The sequence below is a fragment of the Catellatospora methionotrophica genome (assembly GCF_011297335.1).
Taxonomy (GTDB): Bacteria; Actinomycetota; Actinomycetes; order Mycobacteriales; family Micromonosporaceae; genus Catellatospora; species Catellatospora methionotrophica.
In genome coordinates, this window is the sequence record NZ_JAAOTJ010000002.1 from 672,520 (window position 1) to 688,691 (window position 16,172).

Below are 16,172 nucleotides of genomic sequence, written 5' to 3' on the forward strand. Positions count from 1 at the left end.
CCCCTTTTGCCGCTTATTTCACGGCTCAGCGTAATGTGTGATCATGGTGCGCGGGGCCTACCACGCTCGGCCGAGTGCTTATTGGCGACGTTTTACCAGGCGGCAGGGCTGCGGCGGTCAGGCTGGGACGGGCTGGGCTGCCGGAACCGGTTCCGGGCGGGGAACGGTCGCGAACACGTTCGAGCGGAACCACGTCGGCAGCGCCCGGCGCAGCTCCTGCGGACCCTCGATCTCCAGGTCCCCGCGCCGCATCCCGTCAGCCCAGGACAGCTCGCCCAGCCACACCCGGATCAGGCCGCGCAGGCTCGCGGTGACCGTCACCGCCACCTCGTGCCCAGGGTCGAAGTCGCAGATGTCGACGTCCTCCGGGGTGATCACCAGCCACCAGTCGCGCAGCGGGCGCGCCACGTCGTGGAACGCGAACCGCAGCACTGTACGCCCACCAGGCACCGCCGCCCGGTCGACGTGGCGGTGCATGTCCCACAGCAGCAGCTTCGGGTCCAGATCCTGGTCGCCGAGCTGGCCGATCCAGCGAACACCCCACGCGCCCAGCGCCACCACGATCGGCTCCAGCTCCCGCCCGGCCGGGGTCAGCGTGTACTGCACCTCGCTGTCGGTCGGCCGCCGCTCCACCACCCCGGCGGCCACCAGCTGCTGCAGCCGTTTGGACAGCAGCGTCGGCGACATGCGCGGCAGGCCCCGGCGCAGCTAGTTGAAGTGTCGGCTACCCGCCACCAGCTCCCGGACGACCAGCATCGTCCAGCGCTCGTCGAGCAGCTCCATGGCCTTGGCGACCGGGCAGAACTGGCGATATGAGGCTCCCATGTCCGGCACCGTAGAACGGGAACGCGGGCCTGGTACAGATCCTGTACTGGATCGGACATCGGGCGGCTTCCTACCGTGAACCCATCATGAGACACGACAGGAGCACCACCATGACCACCGCACCGAGCGACGACAGCGCGCTCAAGGCCAAGCACCGCGCGATGTGGGCGCTGGGCGACTACCCGGCCGTCGCCGCCGAGGTCATCCCCGAACTCGGCACCGTCCTGGCCGGGGCCGTCGCCGCCGGACCGGGCGTCCGCCTGCTCGACGTCGGCGCCGGCTCGGGCAACGCAGCGATCCCCGCCGCGCTCGCCGGGGCCGACGTCGTCGCCAGCGACCTGACGCCCGAACTGCTGGACGTCGGCCGCGCCCTGGCCGAGCAGCGCGGCGCGAAGCTGACCTGGGAGCAGGCCGACGCCGAGGCGCTGCCGTACGCCGACGCGTCGTTCGACGCCGTCATGTCCTGCGTCGGGGTCATGTTCGCCCCGCACCACCAGCCCGCCGCCGACGAACTGGTCCGGGTCTGCCGCCCCGGCGGGACCATCGGGCTGGCGAACTGGACGCCGCAGGGGTTCATCGGGCAGATGTTCGCCGTGCTGAAGCCGTACGCCGCCCCGCCGCCGCCCGGAGCGCAGCCGCCGCCGCTGTGGGGCAGCGAGGAGCACGTCACCGCCCTGTTCGGCGACCGGGTCACCGACGTCGTCGCGCAGCGCCGCACCGTGCGGGTGGACCGGTTCGCCACGGCCGAAGAGTTCCGCGACTTCTTCAAGGCGACGTACGGCCCCACCATCGCGGTGTACCGCAACATCGCCGACCAGCCCGACAAGGTCGCCGCCCTCGACGAGGCGCTGGCCGAACTCGGCCGCCGCAACGACCTCGGCCGGGGCGCGATGGACTGGGAATACCTGCTCTACACCGCGCGCCGCGCGGGCTGACGGGCCCGGGGCGCGCCCGCACGGGCGCGCCCCGCACGTCGGCTAGCCTGGACCGATCGCCGACGAAGCCGCAGGACGGCCGCGGCCGACGGAGGCGGAGACGGCATGGGTGCACGGCTGCAGGAACTCGGCTGGCGGCAGACGCCGATGGGCGTCATCAGCCTGCGCCGCCGCTGGGACCCGATGTTCGCCACCGACGTGTACGAGGTCAAACTCGACGACGACTTCCTCATGTCGAGCCTGTTCACCGTCGCCGAGGAGGCCGTGGCCGCGCTGGCCCTGGCCGAGCTGGACGGCACCGGCTTCGACGTCGCCGTCGGCGGGCTCGGCCTGGGCTACACGGCGCTGACCGTCCTGCAGGACGAGCGGGTCGACGCGCTGCTGGTCATCGACGCGCTGCCCGACGTCATCGCCTGGCACGAGCAGGGCCTGATCCCGGCGGGCACGACGCTGACCGCCGACCCGCGCTGCCGCCTGGCCGAGGGCGACTTCTTCGCCCGCTGCGCGTCGGCGGAAGGCCTCGACCCGCACCGGCCCGGACGGCGCTTCCACGCCATCGTCGTCGACATCGACCACTCGCCCAGCCACCTGCTGCACCCCAGCCACGCGGGCTTCTACGAGCCCGCCGGGCTGCGCCGGCTCGCCGAGCACCTGCACCCCGGCGGCGTGTTCACGCTGTGGTCCAACGACCCGCCCGAGGAGCAGTTCACCGCCCGGCTGGCCGCGGTGTTCGCCGGCGTGCGGGCCGAGGTCGTCAGCTTCCCGAACCCGCTGCAGGACCGGGAGTCCACCAACACCGTCTACGTGGCCAGGCGCCGCTGACCCGCGCCGGTTGACGGCGTTCACGACCGGCGCTTACGGTACGGCGGACAACTGCATACCTCGCCGACAGAACCACGGCGGGAGAGGCCCGGTGCGTCCGGGCCGCCGAAGGAGCAACTCTCCCCGGAATCTCTCAGGCCCACGTACCGCCGTGGCGAGGCGAACTCTGGAAAGTCAGGACGGGAACGTCCTGCGCCCAAGGTGCAAGCCGCCGCCGCGGTGAAGCTCTCAGGCCCCATGACAGAGGGGGAGGCCATCCATCACCGGTGCCGCGTGTGCGGCACCCGGACCAGGGAGCCTCCCGTGAGTGCCGTCGCGTCGTCGACCGCCCACGCCTGTCCTGAACGGGACACGGCCGGGCATGACCAACCTTCCCCCAGGCGCACCCCGCTGCACGACGTGCACGTCGGGCTCGGCGCTGTGCTGACCGCGTTCGCCGGCTGGACGATGCCGCTGCGCTACGGCAGCGAGACCGCCGAGCACCACGCCGTACGCCGCGCCGCCGGGCTGTTCGACCTGACCCACATGGGCGAGATCGAGGTGACCGGCCCCGAGGCCGCAGACATGCTCGACTACGCGCTGACCGGGCGGCTGTCGGCCGTCGCGGTCGGCCGGGCCCGCTACACGATGCTGTGCGCGCCCGACGGCGGTGTGCTCGACGACCTGGTCGTCTACCGCCTCGACACCGAGCGCTACCTGGTCGTGGCCAACGCCGCCAATGTCGCCACCGTGTACGCCGCGCTGGCCGGGCGGGCCGCCGGGTTCGACGCCGCCGTCGCCGACGTGTCCGGCGACTGGGCGCTGATCGCCGTGCAGGGGCCGCGCTCGACCGACGTCCTGCGCGAGGTGACGGACTCCGACGTGGACGCCCTGCGCTACTACGCCATCGACCCCGCTGTGCTGGCCGGGTTGCCGGTGCTGCTGGCCCGGACCGGCTACACCGGTGAGGACGGCTTCGAGATCTACTGCGCGCCCGGCGACGCGGCCGCCGTATGGGCCGCGGTGAGCGCGGCGGGTGCGGCACACGGCCTGGTCCCGGCCGGGCTCGCCTGCCGGGACACGCTGCGGCTGGAGGCGGGCATGCCGTTGTACGGCCAGGAGTTGACCGTCGCGCGCACCCCGTTCGAAGCCGGGCTGGGCCGCGTCGCCGTGCTCGACAAACCCGCCTTCGTGGGCCAGGACGCGCTGCTCGCCCGCCAGGCGAGCGGTCCGGCCGAGCTGCTGGTCGGGCTGCTGCCCGCTGGGCGGCGCGCGCCCCGGCAGGGCTACGACGTGCTCGACCCGGACACCGGCGTCCGGATCGGCACCGTGACCAGCGGCGTGCCGTCGCCGACCCTGGGCCGCCCGATCGCGATGGCGTACGTGCCCGCCGACCGGGCCGCCGTCGGCACCGTGCTCGCCGTCGACATCCGCGGCAGCCGCGACACCGTCACCGTCGTCGAGCTGCCCTTCTACCGCCGCCAGGCTGGAGGCAACGCGTGAACACCGTTCCGGAGAACCTGCGCTACACCCGCGACCACGAGTGGCTGTCCGGCGAGGACGAGCCCGCCGTCGGCATCACCGCGTTCGCGGGCGAGGCCCTGGGCGACATCGTCTACCTGGAGCTGCCGCCGGTCGGCACCGTCGTCACGGCGGGCGACCCGTGCGGGGAGGTCGAGTCGACCAAGTCGGTCAGTGAGCTGTACGCCCCGGCCGACGGTGAGATCGTCGCGGTGAACCCGGCCGTGGCCGAGGACCCGTCGCTGGTCAACGCCGATCCGTACGGGCAGGGCTGGCTGTTCCGGCTGCGCCTGACCGGCACCCCGGAGCTGCTGGACGCGGCGGAGTACGCCGCGCTGATCGGTGCGGAGGCGAGCCGGTGACGACGCTGGACGCCCCGCTGGCCGACTTCGACCCCGAGGTGTACGCGGCGCTGCGCGCCGAGCTGGGCCGCCAGCGCGACACCCTGGAGATGATCGCGAGCGAGAACTTCGCGCCGCTGGCGGTGCTGCAGGCGCAGGGTTCGGTGCTGACCAACAAGTACGCCGAGGGTTATCCCGGGCGGCGCTACTACGGCGGCTGTGAGCACGTCGACGTGGTGGAGCAGCTGGCGATCGACCGGGTGAAGGCGCTGTTCGGGGCGGGGTTCGCCAACGTGCAGCCGCACTCGGGCGCGCAGGCCAACGCGGCGGCGATGATGGCGCTGATCCAGCCCGGCGACACGATCCTCGGCCTGGACCTGGCGCACGGCGGCCACCTCACCCACGGCATGCGGATCAACTTCTCGGGGCGGCTGTACCACGCGGTGGCCTATCACGTGTCGGCCGACGACGGCCGGGTCGATCTCGCCGAGGTGGAGCGGCTGGCGCTCGAACACCGGCCCGCTCTGATCATCGCTGGCTGGTCGGCGTACCCCCGGCAGCTGGACTTCGCCGCCTTCCGCAAGATCGCCGATCTGGTCGGGGCGCGGCTGATGGTGGACATGGCGCACTTTGCCGGGCTGGTCGCGGCGGGCCTGCACCCGAATCCGGTGCCGTTCGCCGACGTGGTCACCACCACGACGCACAAGACGCTGGGCGGCCCGCGTGGGGGAGTGGTGCTCAGCAACGACGAGGAGGTCGCCCGCAAGGTCAACAGTGCGGTGTTCCCGGGGCAGCAGGGTGGTCCGCTGGAGCATGTGATCGCGGCGAAGGCGGTCGGGTTCAAGATGGCGGCGAGCGCGGAGTTCGCGCAGCGCCAGCAGCGGACCCTCGACGGCGCGCGGCTGCTGGCGCGGCGGCTGGGTGCGGCCGACGTCGCGGCGGCCGGGGTGTCGGTGCTGACCGGTGGCACGGATGTGCACCTGGTCCTGGTGGATCTGCGGGCGTCGGCGCTGGACGGGCGGCAGGCCGAGGACCGGCTGCACGGCATCGGCATCACGGTGAACCGCAATGCCGTGCCTGGCGATCCGCGCCCGCCGATGGTCACCTCCGGGCTGCGGATCGGCACCGCCGCGCTGGCCGCGCGGGGGTTCGGCGAGGCCGACTTCGCCGAGGTCGCCGACATCGTCGCGGCGGCGCTGCTGCCGACCTTCGACGATGCCACCGCCAGCGCCCTGCGGGACCGGGTCGCGGCGCTGACCGCCGCGCACCCGCTCTATCCGGCACTGTGAGCATCGTGCCCCTGCCCCCTGTGTAAGGGGGCGGGGGCACGACCCTTTCAAGGTGATCTATGTAGAACTCTTTCGCTCGTAACTTGATGTTGGTTGAATAGTTTCACTTCCACTCCTCGACACCCCCTGACGGAGAGCTAGTGAGACTTCCCCTCGCCCTGCGCAACGCTGTCGCCGGGCTCGCCACCGCCACCCTCGTCGTGCTCGGCCCCGCCGCGCCCGCCGCGGCGGCGACGACCATCGTCGACAACGCCGCCGGGTTCACCGCCAGCGCCAACTGGGGCACCTCGGCCTGGTCGACGCAGCGCTACGGCGCCGACTACCGCTTCGCCAGCCCCGACACCACCGTCAGCGACGCGGCCTGGTTCACCGCCACGATCGCGGCCGCCGGACCACACACGGTCGAGGTCTGGTACCCGGCCGACGCCGGGTACAACAACGCCACCCCGTTCGTCGTCGCCGCCAGCGGCGGCAGCCAGACGGTCGTGGTCAACCAGCGCGCCAACGGCGGCCGCTGGGTCAGCCTCGGCACGTTCACCCTGGCCGCGGGCACCCGCAACGTGGTCGGGGTGAGCCGGTGGACCAACGGCACCGGCTACGTCGTGGCCGACGCGATCCGCCTGACGTCCACGACCGGCGCGCCCGCGTTCTCCCTGCCGCTGGCCAAGAGCGCCCTGCCGCGCAGCGAGTACGACGACCCGCACCACGACTACCCGGCCATCGACCTGCCCGTCGGCACCGGCACCCCCGCGTACGCCGTGCGCGGCGGCACCGTCGTGATCATCGACGACAGCTCCTGCGGGCGCGGCGTCAACCTCACCGGCGCCGACGGCAACGTCTACACCTACTGCCACTTCTCGTCGTGGTCGGTGTCCAACGGCGCGACCGTCGTGGCCGGACAGCAGGTCGGCCTGACCGGCAACACCGGCAACTCGACCGGCCCGCACCTGCACTTCGGCATCCGCACCGGCAGCACCCGCCGGTGCCCGCAGAACTACCTGCTGGCCCTCTACGACGGGCTCACCCCGCCCGCCGCGACCAGCCTGCCGACGACCGGCTGCTTCTACACGAGCCTGACCTCGGCGACGGTCCAGCCGCTCGGCTGACCCGCCGCGCCGGCGGAGCGCCCGTGCGAGGGCGCTCCGCCGGTCGGCTCAGAAGAACCGCAGATACAGGTACGGCACCGCCTCGGTCGCGGCCTGCCAGATCTGCCCGATGACAGCCTCGACGGACCGGGTCTATAGTGGACCCTCGTCAATTCACGACGGTCTGTGGAGGTCCGCCCATGGTGATCAGCGCACCGCCCGCGACGGCCCAGGCCGCACCTCCGCCACCGCGCCGCAGCGCCCGCGGGCTGCTGACCCACCTCGGCTGGGAAGCGATCCTGCTGGTCCTGGCCGTCATCGCGGCGGTCGCCGTAGGCGCGCAGGGCGGGGGCGACGCGTTCGGCCGCAGGCTGTGGCTGACCATGGCCATCGCCGGCCTGCTCGCCGCCGCGTTCGCCTTCTCGCTGCGTACCGCCGCACCGAACCTCGCGGTCGGGGCGCTGGGAGGGCTCGCCGGGACCGTCTACGCCAAGCTCGTCCAGGCCGACTGGCCGGGCCTGCTCGCCGGTGCCACCGCCGTCGCCGCCGTCGTGGTGTTCAGCCTGATCCTGGGTGTCGTCACCGGGCTCACCTCCGCACCTGCCTGGGCGGTCTCGCTCGGCGGTCTCGCCGCCGCCCAGGCCGTCGCGCTGGGCGTGGCCGCCGACCGGGGCATCCCGCTGCGCGGCGGCCCTGACCCGGCGTGGGCCACGTGGGCGTGGCTGGCCCTGTTCGTGCTCGGGTCGCTGGCCGGAGGAGTGGTCTTCCTCAGCGTCGCCGTGCGGCGCGCACTCGGCGTTGCCCGGCCGGACGGCGAGGTGCCGCGGTTCCAGGCCAAGCGGCTGCTCGGCGCGGTGCTCGGATTCACCGGCTCCGGCCTGCTGGCCGCGCTCAGCGGCATCGCGCAGGCCGGCTACCTCGGCGGTTCCTTCCCCGTGTCGGACATCCACATGCTGATCGCGGTGGCCGCGGTGCTGCTCGGCGGACTGAGTGCCTACACCTATCGCGGCGGCGTGGCCGGCACCGTGCTGGCCACCGCGTTGCTGGTGCTCACCCAGACCGCCCTGTTGCTGGCCGGGGCCCCCACCTGGCTGGCGTTCTCGCTGCCCGCCGGGGTGGCGATCCTGCTCGGTGTGGCGGTCGGCTCGGTGCTGGACAAGATCTCAGGACCCGAGCAGACCGTCTGAAACGACGCCACCGGCGACGCCGGGACCCCCGTCCACGGCGCGCGCCGGTTCATCGATCGTGAACGCGCCCGAAGTACCGGCATGGGTACTTCGGGCACCGGTGACCCGCCAGGGGCGGGGCTGCCCGGGCCGCGCGGAGCTGCCGCTCGCGCACCCGGGCCGCAGCCGCCGCCCGCGCTAGGTCAGGCACATTCGACGCACACGTCCTTGCCAGCCGCCGCCCGCTGGTTGCGGTGGCGGACCAGGAAGCACTTCGTGCAGCGGAACTCGTCCGCCTGCTGTGCCACGACCGGCACCGTCAGCTCCTCGTCGAGCTGTTCGCCGCCGGGCAGGTCGTAGGACTCGCTCTCCTCGACGTCCACCGCCGAAGCGTTGGGCGCATCCCGCCGGGCCCGCAGTTCCTCGAGGCTGTCTTCCTCGACGGCGGGCGTACGGGGCGTGTCGTAGTCGGTGATTGCCATGGTCTTCTCTCCCCCCTCGTGACGCACCGTTGGAACACCGTCACTGTGGTGCCTATTCCAGTCCCGCCGATGTTGTTCCGCATCACATCGCGGCAGCGGCGGGTTGTTGCAGGTTCAACGCCGGGGCAGTCGTTTCGGTTCGCAGCTGCGAGGGTCATTTTCCGGCCCTCGCCGGCCCTTTCGACGGCTCCGAGATCCCCTGGTGGGGGAGGTGCTCGAACACCGGCAGCGCCCCGTCGCGCCAGTGCCGCAGGCGGCGGGGACGAGCTTTTTCCCGCTCCCGCCGGTGCACGTGGCCCACCACCACGTGCGGCCGAGAGTGTAGCCCTCTCCGCTGTGCCAGATCGTGAACCCCGTGAAGATCGGCGCGCCGTCCGCACCCGGCCGCCTCCAGGCGTGGCGAGGCCGTGGCCGCGGCGAGGTCTCACCACGCACCGGTCCGTTGCCCGGATGTGCTGCCGACCAGGCGTTCTACGGCGTGCGGGGGCTGCCCAGGGCACACCGGCCGCGCGAGCGCGCGAGGGCCGGTGATCTCGGCCACGGTGACCTTGGCAGGATGCATGCGGCGAGGTTAGCCGCTGCGGGCGGACATCACGCGGTGAACCGCTCATTCATTCCCGTACAGGACGCCCGGTCGGGTGTGTCCGCGGCCGCCCGCCGCCACCGGGCGGTGGCGGCGGGCGGCGTCGGTCACGAGACCGGCTCGCCCGAGGGCGCCGTCAGGGTGACGCCGGTCGCGACCGGCACGCCGAGGTTAGGGGTGCCGTCGGCGTTCCAGGTGATCTTCTGAACCCGGGTCGAGCGGTTCATGTCGCAGCCGCCGCTGGTCGAGCTGTTCGCGTGGTACACGATCCAGTCCTCGGTGCCGTCGGGCGACTTGAAGAAGCCGTTGTGGCCCGGCCCGTACACGCTGTTGGCGTTGGAGCGCTGGAACACCGGGCCCGACTTCGTCCACGACGACGACAGCAGCGGGTCGCCGGTGCCGTTGTAGGTCAGCATGCCGAGCTTGTAGTCCGGCGTGGAGCAGTGGCTGGCCGAGTAGATGATGAACGTCTTGCCGTTGCGCTGCAGGACCTCACCGCCCTCGGCGACCGCCCCGCCGACCGTCTCCCAGCTCAGCGTCGGGGTGGTCAGGATCCGGCGGGTGCCGCTGGCGGTCCACGGGTTGCTCAGCGGTCGGATGAACAGCGGCTGCGACCCGTTGTAGAAGGTGCCCAGCAGGTACAGGTTGCCGTTGAGCTGCAGGATGCCCGGGTCGAGCTCCCAGGTGTTGTTGGCCGTCGGGTCGAGCAGGTCGGCCTTGAAGCTGTACGGGCCCATCGGGTCCGTCCCCGCGCTCTCCAGCACGTGGATGCGCTGGGTGCCCAGGTTGTACGGCTCCTGCCCGGCGGTGTAGTAGAAGTACCAGCGCAGCCCGTTCGGGCCGTTGAGCAGGTGGAACTCCGGAGCCCACATGGTGCCCGCCCCGTTGGGGTTGGTCAGGTTGAACAGCACCTGGTCGGTGGCGGTGGCCAGGCCCCGCATCGTGGTCGCCCGGCGCATCGTGATGGTCCGGTTCCAGGTGGTCGTCGCCAGGTAGTAGTAGCCGTTGTAGTACTGCAGCCACGGGTCCGGGCCCTGCGCCTTGATCGGGTTGGTGAACGTGTTCGTGCCGCCGCCCCCGGTGACCGTCCAGCTGAACGTCGTGCTGCCGCTGACGCCGCCGCTGGTCGCGGTCGCCGTCACCGAGTACGACGCCACGGTCGTCGCGGTGCCGCTGATCACGCCGGTCGAGCCGTTGATGCTCAGCCCGGCGGGCAGGCCGCTTGCCGTCCAGGTGTAGCCGCCCGAGCCGCCAGCGGCCTGCAGGGCCAGCGAGGTGGCCGTGTTGACCACCGTGGAGCGGCTGCCGGGGTTGGTGACCGTGACGCCGGTGCCGTCGCTGACGTACGACGGCAGGCGCCACACCCGGCTCGTCGCGGTGCTGCACGGCAGCTGCACGAGGCCCACGTTGGCCCCGGAGGAGCCGCCGCTGGGCACGATGCACTTGCCGGACCCGACCGAGACCACGTTGAAGGTCTTGTCGGTGCCGCTGACCGTCACCGCGGCCAGCCGCCAGCGCTGGTTGGCGTTGGTGTGGCACGGCCACTGGATGATCGTGGCGTTGTCGGCCGTGGACGCGCCGTTGACGTCGACGCACTTGCCCGACGTCGACGTCGCGATGGTGTAGGTGTCGGTGGTGCCCGACACCGGCGTGAAGGTGAACCGCTGGTACGTGGCCGCGTTGCAGGCCTGCTGGGTCAGCTGCACCAGGTTGGCGGTGTCGCCGCCCGGCAGCGCCGCGCAGTTGCCGCCGTTGGCGTTGACCGCGGTCGAGCTGAAGGTGACGATCGCGGCGGCGGGCTGCGGGACCAGCAGCGTCGCGGCCACGATGACGGGCACGGTGAGCAGGGACAGTAGTCGGGAGCGTGTCATGTTCGCGTCCTCCGGGTAGGGGCCGGCTCGGCGAGACGCCACCATGGGCCGCCACAGCGCACGCCGTCTCCCCGGCCGGCGGGACGCGCCGCGCGGGGGAGCCGTGCCTACCCGGTCACCGTGCGGGCTGGTCGGTGTCTCACCTGTTCAGGGCTGTCGGTGGTGGCGTGTGCCCGCCACCGCGGGTTGCTGGGTCCGGGTGCGTGCTCCTCTCGCCGGTATGCCGGTACATCGACAGGTGCCACGATGACTTACGAAAACCTTTTCGGCAACGGCGCGCGTGCCCTCCGAACGTGCGGTACGGGGACGACGGCGACGACGGCGTCCGCTTATCCAGGCGCGACGGTGCATCGGTCGAAAAGTTTTCGTGCCTGGCGTGGGTCGCTGGCATCCGGCGGCGGGCTCAGTCACCCTTCCTGCTCAGGGCAGGGGCAACACGAGGATCACCTGGAAACCGGCCTCGTCCCGGTGACCGGCGGTCAGTGTCCCGCCGTAGACACGCGCCCGTTCCCGCATACCGAGCACTCCGTGCCCCGGTTGGGCGAGCGCCGCGAGCGCGGGCTCGGCGGGGCGAGCGGCACCACCGTCATCGATGACCCGAACCGTGAACCGCTGGTGCGCGTATTCGAGGGTCACCGTGGCCGTTGCCGGGCCCGCGTGTTTGAGCACATTGGTCAGTGACTCCTGCACGACGCGATAGGTGCAAGCGTCCAGGCCCGGCGGTAGTGGCTGGGGCTTGCCGTCGACCCGGAGTTCGGTGTGCACCCCGGCGGTCCGCATGCGGTCGACGAGTTCGCCGAGGCGGCCGACACCGGGGGCCGGTGGGCGGGCCGGGTCGCCGTCGGCGGGGGTGGCGCTGGTGCGCAGCAGGCTCAGGATCCGGCGCAGTTCCTCCTGTGCCTCGCGGCTGTTGTCGGCGATGACCGCCAGCGCGGTGCGGGCCGTTGGCCGGTCGCTGTCGAACACGTACCCGGCCATCCCCGCCTGCACGGAGATCACCGACATGTGGTGGGCGACGATGTCGTGCAGTTCCTGGGCGATGCGGATACGTTCCTCGACGACGGCCCGCTGCGCCCGGTCGGCCTGCTCCTGACGCAGCTGCTCGGTGAGCTGGGCCAGTTGCCTGTTGCGCTGCTCCAGTTTGCGGGCGCTGGTGCCCATCTGCCAGGTGATGCCGTTGAACAGCACCGTCTGGGCGAGCACGCTGGGCATGGACGAGTTGGCGGCCAGCAGTCCGGCGAATACCCAGATTAGGGCGGCACAGCCGGTGGCGGTGAGGGCGACGCGGCGGCTGCGCAGCAGCGCGACGGCATAGAGGCTGAGAAAGGTGCCGTAGGTGTTCAGCGCCGGCCAGTAGCCTACCGCGATGGACAGCGTCCATGCCCCGGCACACCAGGTCAGGATCGCGACGGGTGCCTGTCGTCGGAACGCGGCCGGCAGGTTGGCCGCGACGATGAGCAGGTAGCCGGTCGCGTCCATCGATCGCCAGTCACCCAGATACTCGTGACCGAGCAGGACGGCGACCATCGTGGATCCGACCGCAAGAGTGATGTCCAGTAGCAGGGTGCGGCACGTGGCGAGCCGGCCGGCCAGGGTCGACAGCGCGGACATTGGCGGAGTTTAGCGCCGTGGCGGGTAACGCCGCCCTACCACCGCGGGTGGATCTGCCGGGCGGCGTGCCACCGATGCGGTATGCGGAGATCCATCTGCTGCCAGACGCCGGACATCCATCCCGGCGCATACGTTGCCGCAGTCGGCGATGGACGCCGGGGTGGGGAGCGGTCGGCAGTGATGTCTGGTACGAGAGTTTCTGGTGGTCGGACGGGGGTCGTCAGCGCTCTGGTCGCCGCCGTCGCGGCGACGGTGGTGCTGGTGCAGCCCGTGGCCGCGGCACCGCCCGCGCCCATGCCTGCCGCGGCGGTCCCGGCCCCGGACGGCCGGCTGAGCGAGGCCGCGGCGCTGCGGCAGGCGCAGCTGACGGGCCAGCCGGTCGAGGTGGTGTCGCTGCGTGGGGAGTCCCGGGAGGTGTACGCGCTGGCGTCTGGCCGGATGCGGATGGTGCAGCACGCCAAGCCGGTCCGGGCGCGTACGGGCGGCGGCTGGTCGGCGGTCGACACCACGCTCACCCGGGTGCCCGGTGGCGGGTTCGCGCCCGCTGCCTCGACGGTCGACCTAGTGCTGTCCGGCGGCGGCGACGGTCCGTTCGTCCGGATGACCCGGGCCGGGCGCAGCCTCGCACTGTCCTGGCCGCAGCCGCTGCCGGCACCCACGGTCGCTGGTGACACCGTGACCTACCCGGAGGTGCTGCCCGGCGTCGACCTGCGGGTACGCGCCGACGTGGACGGCTTCGCGCACCTGCTGGTGGTCAAGACGCCGCAGGCGGCCCGCCAGCCCGCGCTGGCCCGGGTGCGGCTGAGGGTGCAGGCACCGGACCTGACTGTCAGCGCCGACGCGGCCGGTGCGCTGCGCGCGGTCGACCGGCGCAGCGGGCAGGCGGTCTTCGAAGCACCCGCACCTCAGATGTGGGATTCCGGCGGCACCCCGGCCGCCCGCGCCGCTGCCGGTGCCCTGGGGATGTTCCGTCCGGCAGCGAGGGCCGCGGTTGCCCGGGTCGGCGTTGACGTGTCCCGCGACGAGCTCGTGCTGCTGCCCGACGCGGCGCTACTGCGCGCCGACGCCAGCCGGTTTCCGCTGGTCATCGACCCGGTGTGGAAGCCAGTGGACTCCTCGGCGAACCTGATGGTGTCGCAGCGTTACAACAGCTACGGCTTCACCGGCACCGAGGGTGTCGGCTTCTGCGACGTCAGCTTCGACTCCGAGTGCGGCAGCGACAACCGCAAGCGGATCTTCTACCGTTTACCGATCGGCGCGTTCGCGGGCAAGAGCATTCTCAACGCCGAGTTCATCGCCTACGAGACCCACGCCTACGACTGCGACGAGGGCACCAGCGTGCAGCTGTGGCACGCCAGCGGCTTCTCCTCGACCTCGACGTGGAGCTCGACCGCCGACAACTGGCTGACCCACCTGACCTCACGCGACGTCGCCTACTGCTCGCGCACCCCGGTCGAGTTCGGCGGCACCGCGCTGCGTGACGTGCTGCGGGCCGCAGTCGCCCGCAAGGATCCGGCGATCACCCTGGGGTTGCGGGCCTACTCCGAGTCGACGATGGCCTGGTGGAAGCGGTTCGCCGCCGACGCCGACCTGCGGATCGAGTACAACACGCCGCCGCCGCAGCCGCTGATGAAGAACATGTCGATGAGTCCGGGCGGGGCGTGCATGGACCCGGCGAACTCGCCAGTGGTCAACCAGACGCCGACGTTCTACGCGATCCTGCACGACGCCGACTCCGGCTCGGCCGCGAAGCTGTATGCCGAGTTCTCGCTGACCTGGACCGGGGGCAAGTGGTCCTCGCCGCGCGTCGGGCCCAAGACGACCGGGTCGACGTTCCAGGTGACGCCGCCCGTGTCGCTGGCCGGCAAGACAGGGCTGCGCTGGGAGGTGCGGACCTGGGACGGCAACGACTACAGCCCGTGGAGCTGGATCGGCGGCGCCACCAGCTGTTACCTGCGCTATGACGCCGGCGCGCCGTCGGCCCCGGCGGTGTCGTCGGCGGCGTACCCGCGCTCGAACCCGGACAACCCTGACGACCCGTGGTATGACGGCGTCGGCAGGCCGGGATCGTTCACACTGACCACGACCGACACCGACGTGACCCGCTACTGGGTGGGGGTGAACACCACGCCTACCGCTGCGGGGGAGTACCGGCCCGCGACGGCCGGAGGCGCGGTCACGGTCCAGCTGACACCGACCCGCGCCGGGGTGAACTTCCTGTACGTCACCGCCCTGGACGCCGCAGGCAATGCTAGTGCCCCGACCGCATACCTGTTCCGGGTCAGGGCCGGCACCGAGCCGCGCGCCCGCTGGAGGCTCGACGAACCCGCCGGTGCCACCACGGTGGCGGCCGAGGTCCGCACCGGAACCACCCCGGTCACTGCCCGCGTCAACACCGGCGCCGTGCTCGGCGTCGGCGGGCAGGTCGGCACCGCGCTGCGCGGCAACGGCACCACCGGGTACGCCGAGACGACCGGCCCGGTCATCGACACCAGCAAGTCGTTTGCCGTGTCGGCGTGGGCGAAGCTGTCCAGCACCAACGACTTCGCCTCGGTCGTCAGCCAGGACGGCACCACCGTCAGCGGCTTCTACCTGCACTACTCCAAGGTCGACAACCGGTGGTCGTTCAGCCAGTGGAACAGCGACGCCCTGCCGGGGTTCGTGCGGCTCCTGTCGAGCGCGCCGCCGGTGGTGGGGGAGTGGACGCACCTGGTCGGTGTGCAAGACGCCGTGGCCAAACGGTCCCGGCTCTACGTCAACGGCGTGCTGCAGCAGGACAAGGCCGTGCCGCTCACCTTCAACGCCACCGGCCCGATGGCCGTCGGCCGGGGCAAGTACAACGGCGTGAAGAACGAGTTCTTCCCCGGTGACCTCGACGACGTCCAGGTCTTCGACCGGGTCGTGTCCACCGAGGAGGTCTCCGACCTGTACCGCCAGCACCCGGTGCTGGCCGGGCGGTGGAAACTCAACACCGACGGTGCGGACGACTCCGGCAAGGGCCGCCCGCTGACGCCGACCGGCGACGCCCGGATCGACCCGGCCGCCGGATGGCTCGGCAGCCCGCCCGGTGCGCTGCGGCTGGACGGCGCTGGCGACTACGCGGCCACCGCCGGGCCGGTCCTGGCGACCAACCGTAGCTTCACCGTCGCCGGCTGGGTGACGGCCGCGTCCCGCCCGACCGCGAAGGCCACCGTGTTCTCCCAGGCGGGGACGGTGAACAGCGGCTTCGCGCTGCGTTACCACCCCGGCCTGTTCGACCAGGCCGGCGGCTGGCAGATCGAGATGCCCAGCACCGACACGGCCGCCGCGGTGGCGCAGACCGCCGAGCACCAGGAATACCAGTGGCAGGCCCAGTGGGACCACATCGCGGTGGTCTACGACGCGGTCGCCGGGGTGCTGCAGCTGTACGTCAACGGCTGGCTGGAACAGACCACCGACCGGGTCTCGGCCCGCTGGAACACCATCGGCTTCGACGCGACCGGTCCCCTGCAACTGGGCCGGGCCAAAGTCGGCGGCGCCTGGGCGGAGTACTGGCCGGGCCTGGTCGACGACGTGTGGGCGTTCTCCGGAGTGCTGAGCCAGGAGCAGGTGCAGGCCCTGGCTGGTTACACCGAGCTGCCGTCCGCCTCGCCGTTCTGAGCACCGCGCCGACACACAGGAGG

Annotated in this window: 13 protein-coding genes and 2 riboswitches; of the genes, 8 read left to right on the forward strand and 5 right to left on the reverse strand. The window is 72.0% G+C overall.

Annotated elements, in window-relative coordinates; translation table 11 throughout:
• Positions 1–117: 117 nt before the first annotated feature.
• Entirely contained in the window at positions 118–708 is a 591-nt protein-coding gene (locus tag HAV40_RS10295; RefSeq protein WP_338076414.1) for a winged helix-turn-helix transcriptional regulator, read from the reverse strand.
• On the reverse strand, positions 709–825 hold the full coding sequence (locus HAV40_RS39175) for a winged helix-turn-helix transcriptional regulator (protein WP_409364906.1): 117 nt from the start codon (positions 823–825) through the stop codon (positions 709–711).
• A gap of 110 nt (positions 826–935) precedes the next feature.
• Here HAV40_RS39175 and HAV40_RS10300 point away from each other — a divergent pair, with 110 nt between their 5' ends.
• The 7 genes from HAV40_RS10300 to HAV40_RS10330 all read left to right on the forward strand — a co-directional run bounded on the left by HAV40_RS10300 (position 936) and on the right by HAV40_RS10330 (position 7,984).
• Positions 936–1,760, forward strand: a complete 825-nt coding sequence (locus HAV40_RS10300; RefSeq protein WP_166380631.1) for a class I SAM-dependent methyltransferase — start codon at positions 936–938, stop codon at positions 1,758–1,760.
• A gap of 105 nt (positions 1,761–1,865) precedes the next feature.
• Positions 1,866–2,582 carry a spermidine synthase gene (locus HAV40_RS10305; protein WP_166380632.1) on the forward strand — a complete coding sequence of 239 codons (717 nt, stop codon included), beginning with the start codon at positions 1,866–1,868 and terminating at the stop codon, positions 2,580–2,582.
• 68 nt (positions 2,583–2,650) lie between these two features.
• Positions 2,651–2,741: riboswitch (glycine riboswitch) on the forward strand.
• 5 nt (positions 2,742–2,746) lie between these two features.
• Positions 2,747–2,828: riboswitch (glycine riboswitch) on the forward strand.
• 57 nt (positions 2,829–2,885) lie between these two features.
• Positions 2,886–4,064 (forward strand): glycine cleavage system aminomethyltransferase GcvT, encoded by a 1,179-nt coding sequence (gene gcvT, locus HAV40_RS10310; RefSeq protein ID WP_239085659.1) that lies wholly within the window; start codon positions 2,886–2,888, stop codon positions 4,062–4,064.
• Complete coding sequence (gcvH, locus tag HAV40_RS10315) at positions 4,061–4,444, forward strand: glycine cleavage system protein GcvH (RefSeq protein WP_166380634.1); 384 nt, start codon at positions 4,061–4,063, stop codon at positions 4,442–4,444. The genes gcvT and gcvH overlap by 4 nt, the downstream gene beginning before the upstream one ends.
• On the forward strand, positions 4,441–5,712 hold the full coding sequence (gene glyA, locus HAV40_RS10320) for a serine hydroxymethyltransferase (RefSeq protein WP_166380635.1): 1,272 nt from the start codon (positions 4,441–4,443) through the stop codon (positions 5,710–5,712). The genes gcvH and glyA overlap by 4 nt, the downstream gene beginning before the upstream one ends.
• Positions 5,713–5,852: 140 nt before the next feature.
• Positions 5,853–6,818: a golvesin C-terminal-like domain-containing protein gene (locus tag HAV40_RS37970; protein ID WP_203670855.1), complete on the forward strand. Its 966-nt coding sequence runs from the start codon at positions 5,853–5,855 to the stop codon at positions 6,816–6,818.
• A 179-nt stretch (positions 6,819–6,997) separates the two neighbouring features.
• On the forward strand, positions 6,998–7,984 hold the full coding sequence (locus tag HAV40_RS10330) for an ABC transporter permease (RefSeq protein WP_166380636.1): 987 nt from the start codon (positions 6,998–7,000) through the stop codon (positions 7,982–7,984).
• A 182-nt stretch (positions 7,985–8,166) separates the two neighbouring features.
• On the opposite strand, the gene HAV40_RS10335 is transcribed toward HAV40_RS10330, so the two are convergent.
• From HAV40_RS10335 to HAV40_RS10345, 3 genes are all read right to left on the reverse strand, one after another.
• Entirely contained in the window at positions 8,167–8,445 is a 279-nt protein-coding gene (locus tag HAV40_RS10335; protein ID WP_144127275.1) for a DUF4193 family protein, read from the reverse strand.
• A gap of 690 nt (positions 8,446–9,135) precedes the next feature.
• The gene (locus HAV40_RS10340) at positions 9,136–10,899 is read right to left on the reverse strand and encodes a family 43 glycosylhydrolase (RefSeq protein WP_166380637.1); all 1,764 of its coding nucleotides are present in this window, start codon (positions 10,897–10,899) and stop codon (positions 9,136–9,138) included.
• Between the two features lie 420 nt (positions 10,900–11,319).
• On the reverse strand, positions 11,320–12,510 hold the full coding sequence (locus HAV40_RS10345) for a sensor histidine kinase (protein WP_203670854.1): 1,191 nt from the start codon (positions 12,508–12,510) through the stop codon (positions 11,320–11,322).
• Positions 12,511–12,690: 180 nt separating this feature from the next.
• Between HAV40_RS10345 and HAV40_RS10350 the strand changes: the two genes are divergently transcribed.
• The gene (locus HAV40_RS10350) at positions 12,691–16,149 is read left to right on the forward strand and encodes a LamG domain-containing protein (RefSeq protein WP_166380638.1); all 3,459 of its coding nucleotides are present in this window, start codon (positions 12,691–12,693) and stop codon (positions 16,147–16,149) included.
• Positions 16,150–16,172 lie beyond the last annotated feature (23 nt).

Coding starts and splice junctions, on each gene's coding strand:
- HAV40_RS39175 (WP_409364906.1), bottom strand. CDS start 825: ATGGGAGCCTCATATCGCCAGTTCTGCCCGGTCGCCAAGGCCATGGAG.
- HAV40_RS10300 (WP_166380631.1), top strand. CDS start 936: ATGACCACCGCACCGAGCGACGACAGCGCGCTCAAGGCCAAGCACCGC.
- HAV40_RS10305 (WP_166380632.1), top strand. CDS start 1,866: ATGGGTGCACGGCTGCAGGAACTCGGCTGGCGGCAGACGCCGATGGGC.
- HAV40_RS10330 (WP_166380636.1), top strand. CDS start 6,998: ATGGTGATCAGCGCACCGCCCGCGACGGCCCAGGCCGCACCTCCGCCA.
- HAV40_RS10335 (WP_144127275.1), bottom strand. CDS start 8,445: ATGGCAATCACCGACTACGACACGCCCCGTACGCCCGCCGTCGAGGAA.
- HAV40_RS10340 (WP_166380637.1), bottom strand. CDS start 10,899: ATGACACGCTCCCGACTACTGTCCCTGCTCACCGTGCCCGTCATCGTG.
- HAV40_RS10345 (WP_203670854.1), bottom strand. CDS start 12,510: ATGTCCGCGCTGTCGACCCTGGCCGGCCGGCTCGCCACGTGCCGCACC.
- HAV40_RS10350 (WP_166380638.1), top strand. CDS start 12,691: ATGTCTGGTACGAGAGTTTCTGGTGGTCGGACGGGGGTCGTCAGCGCT.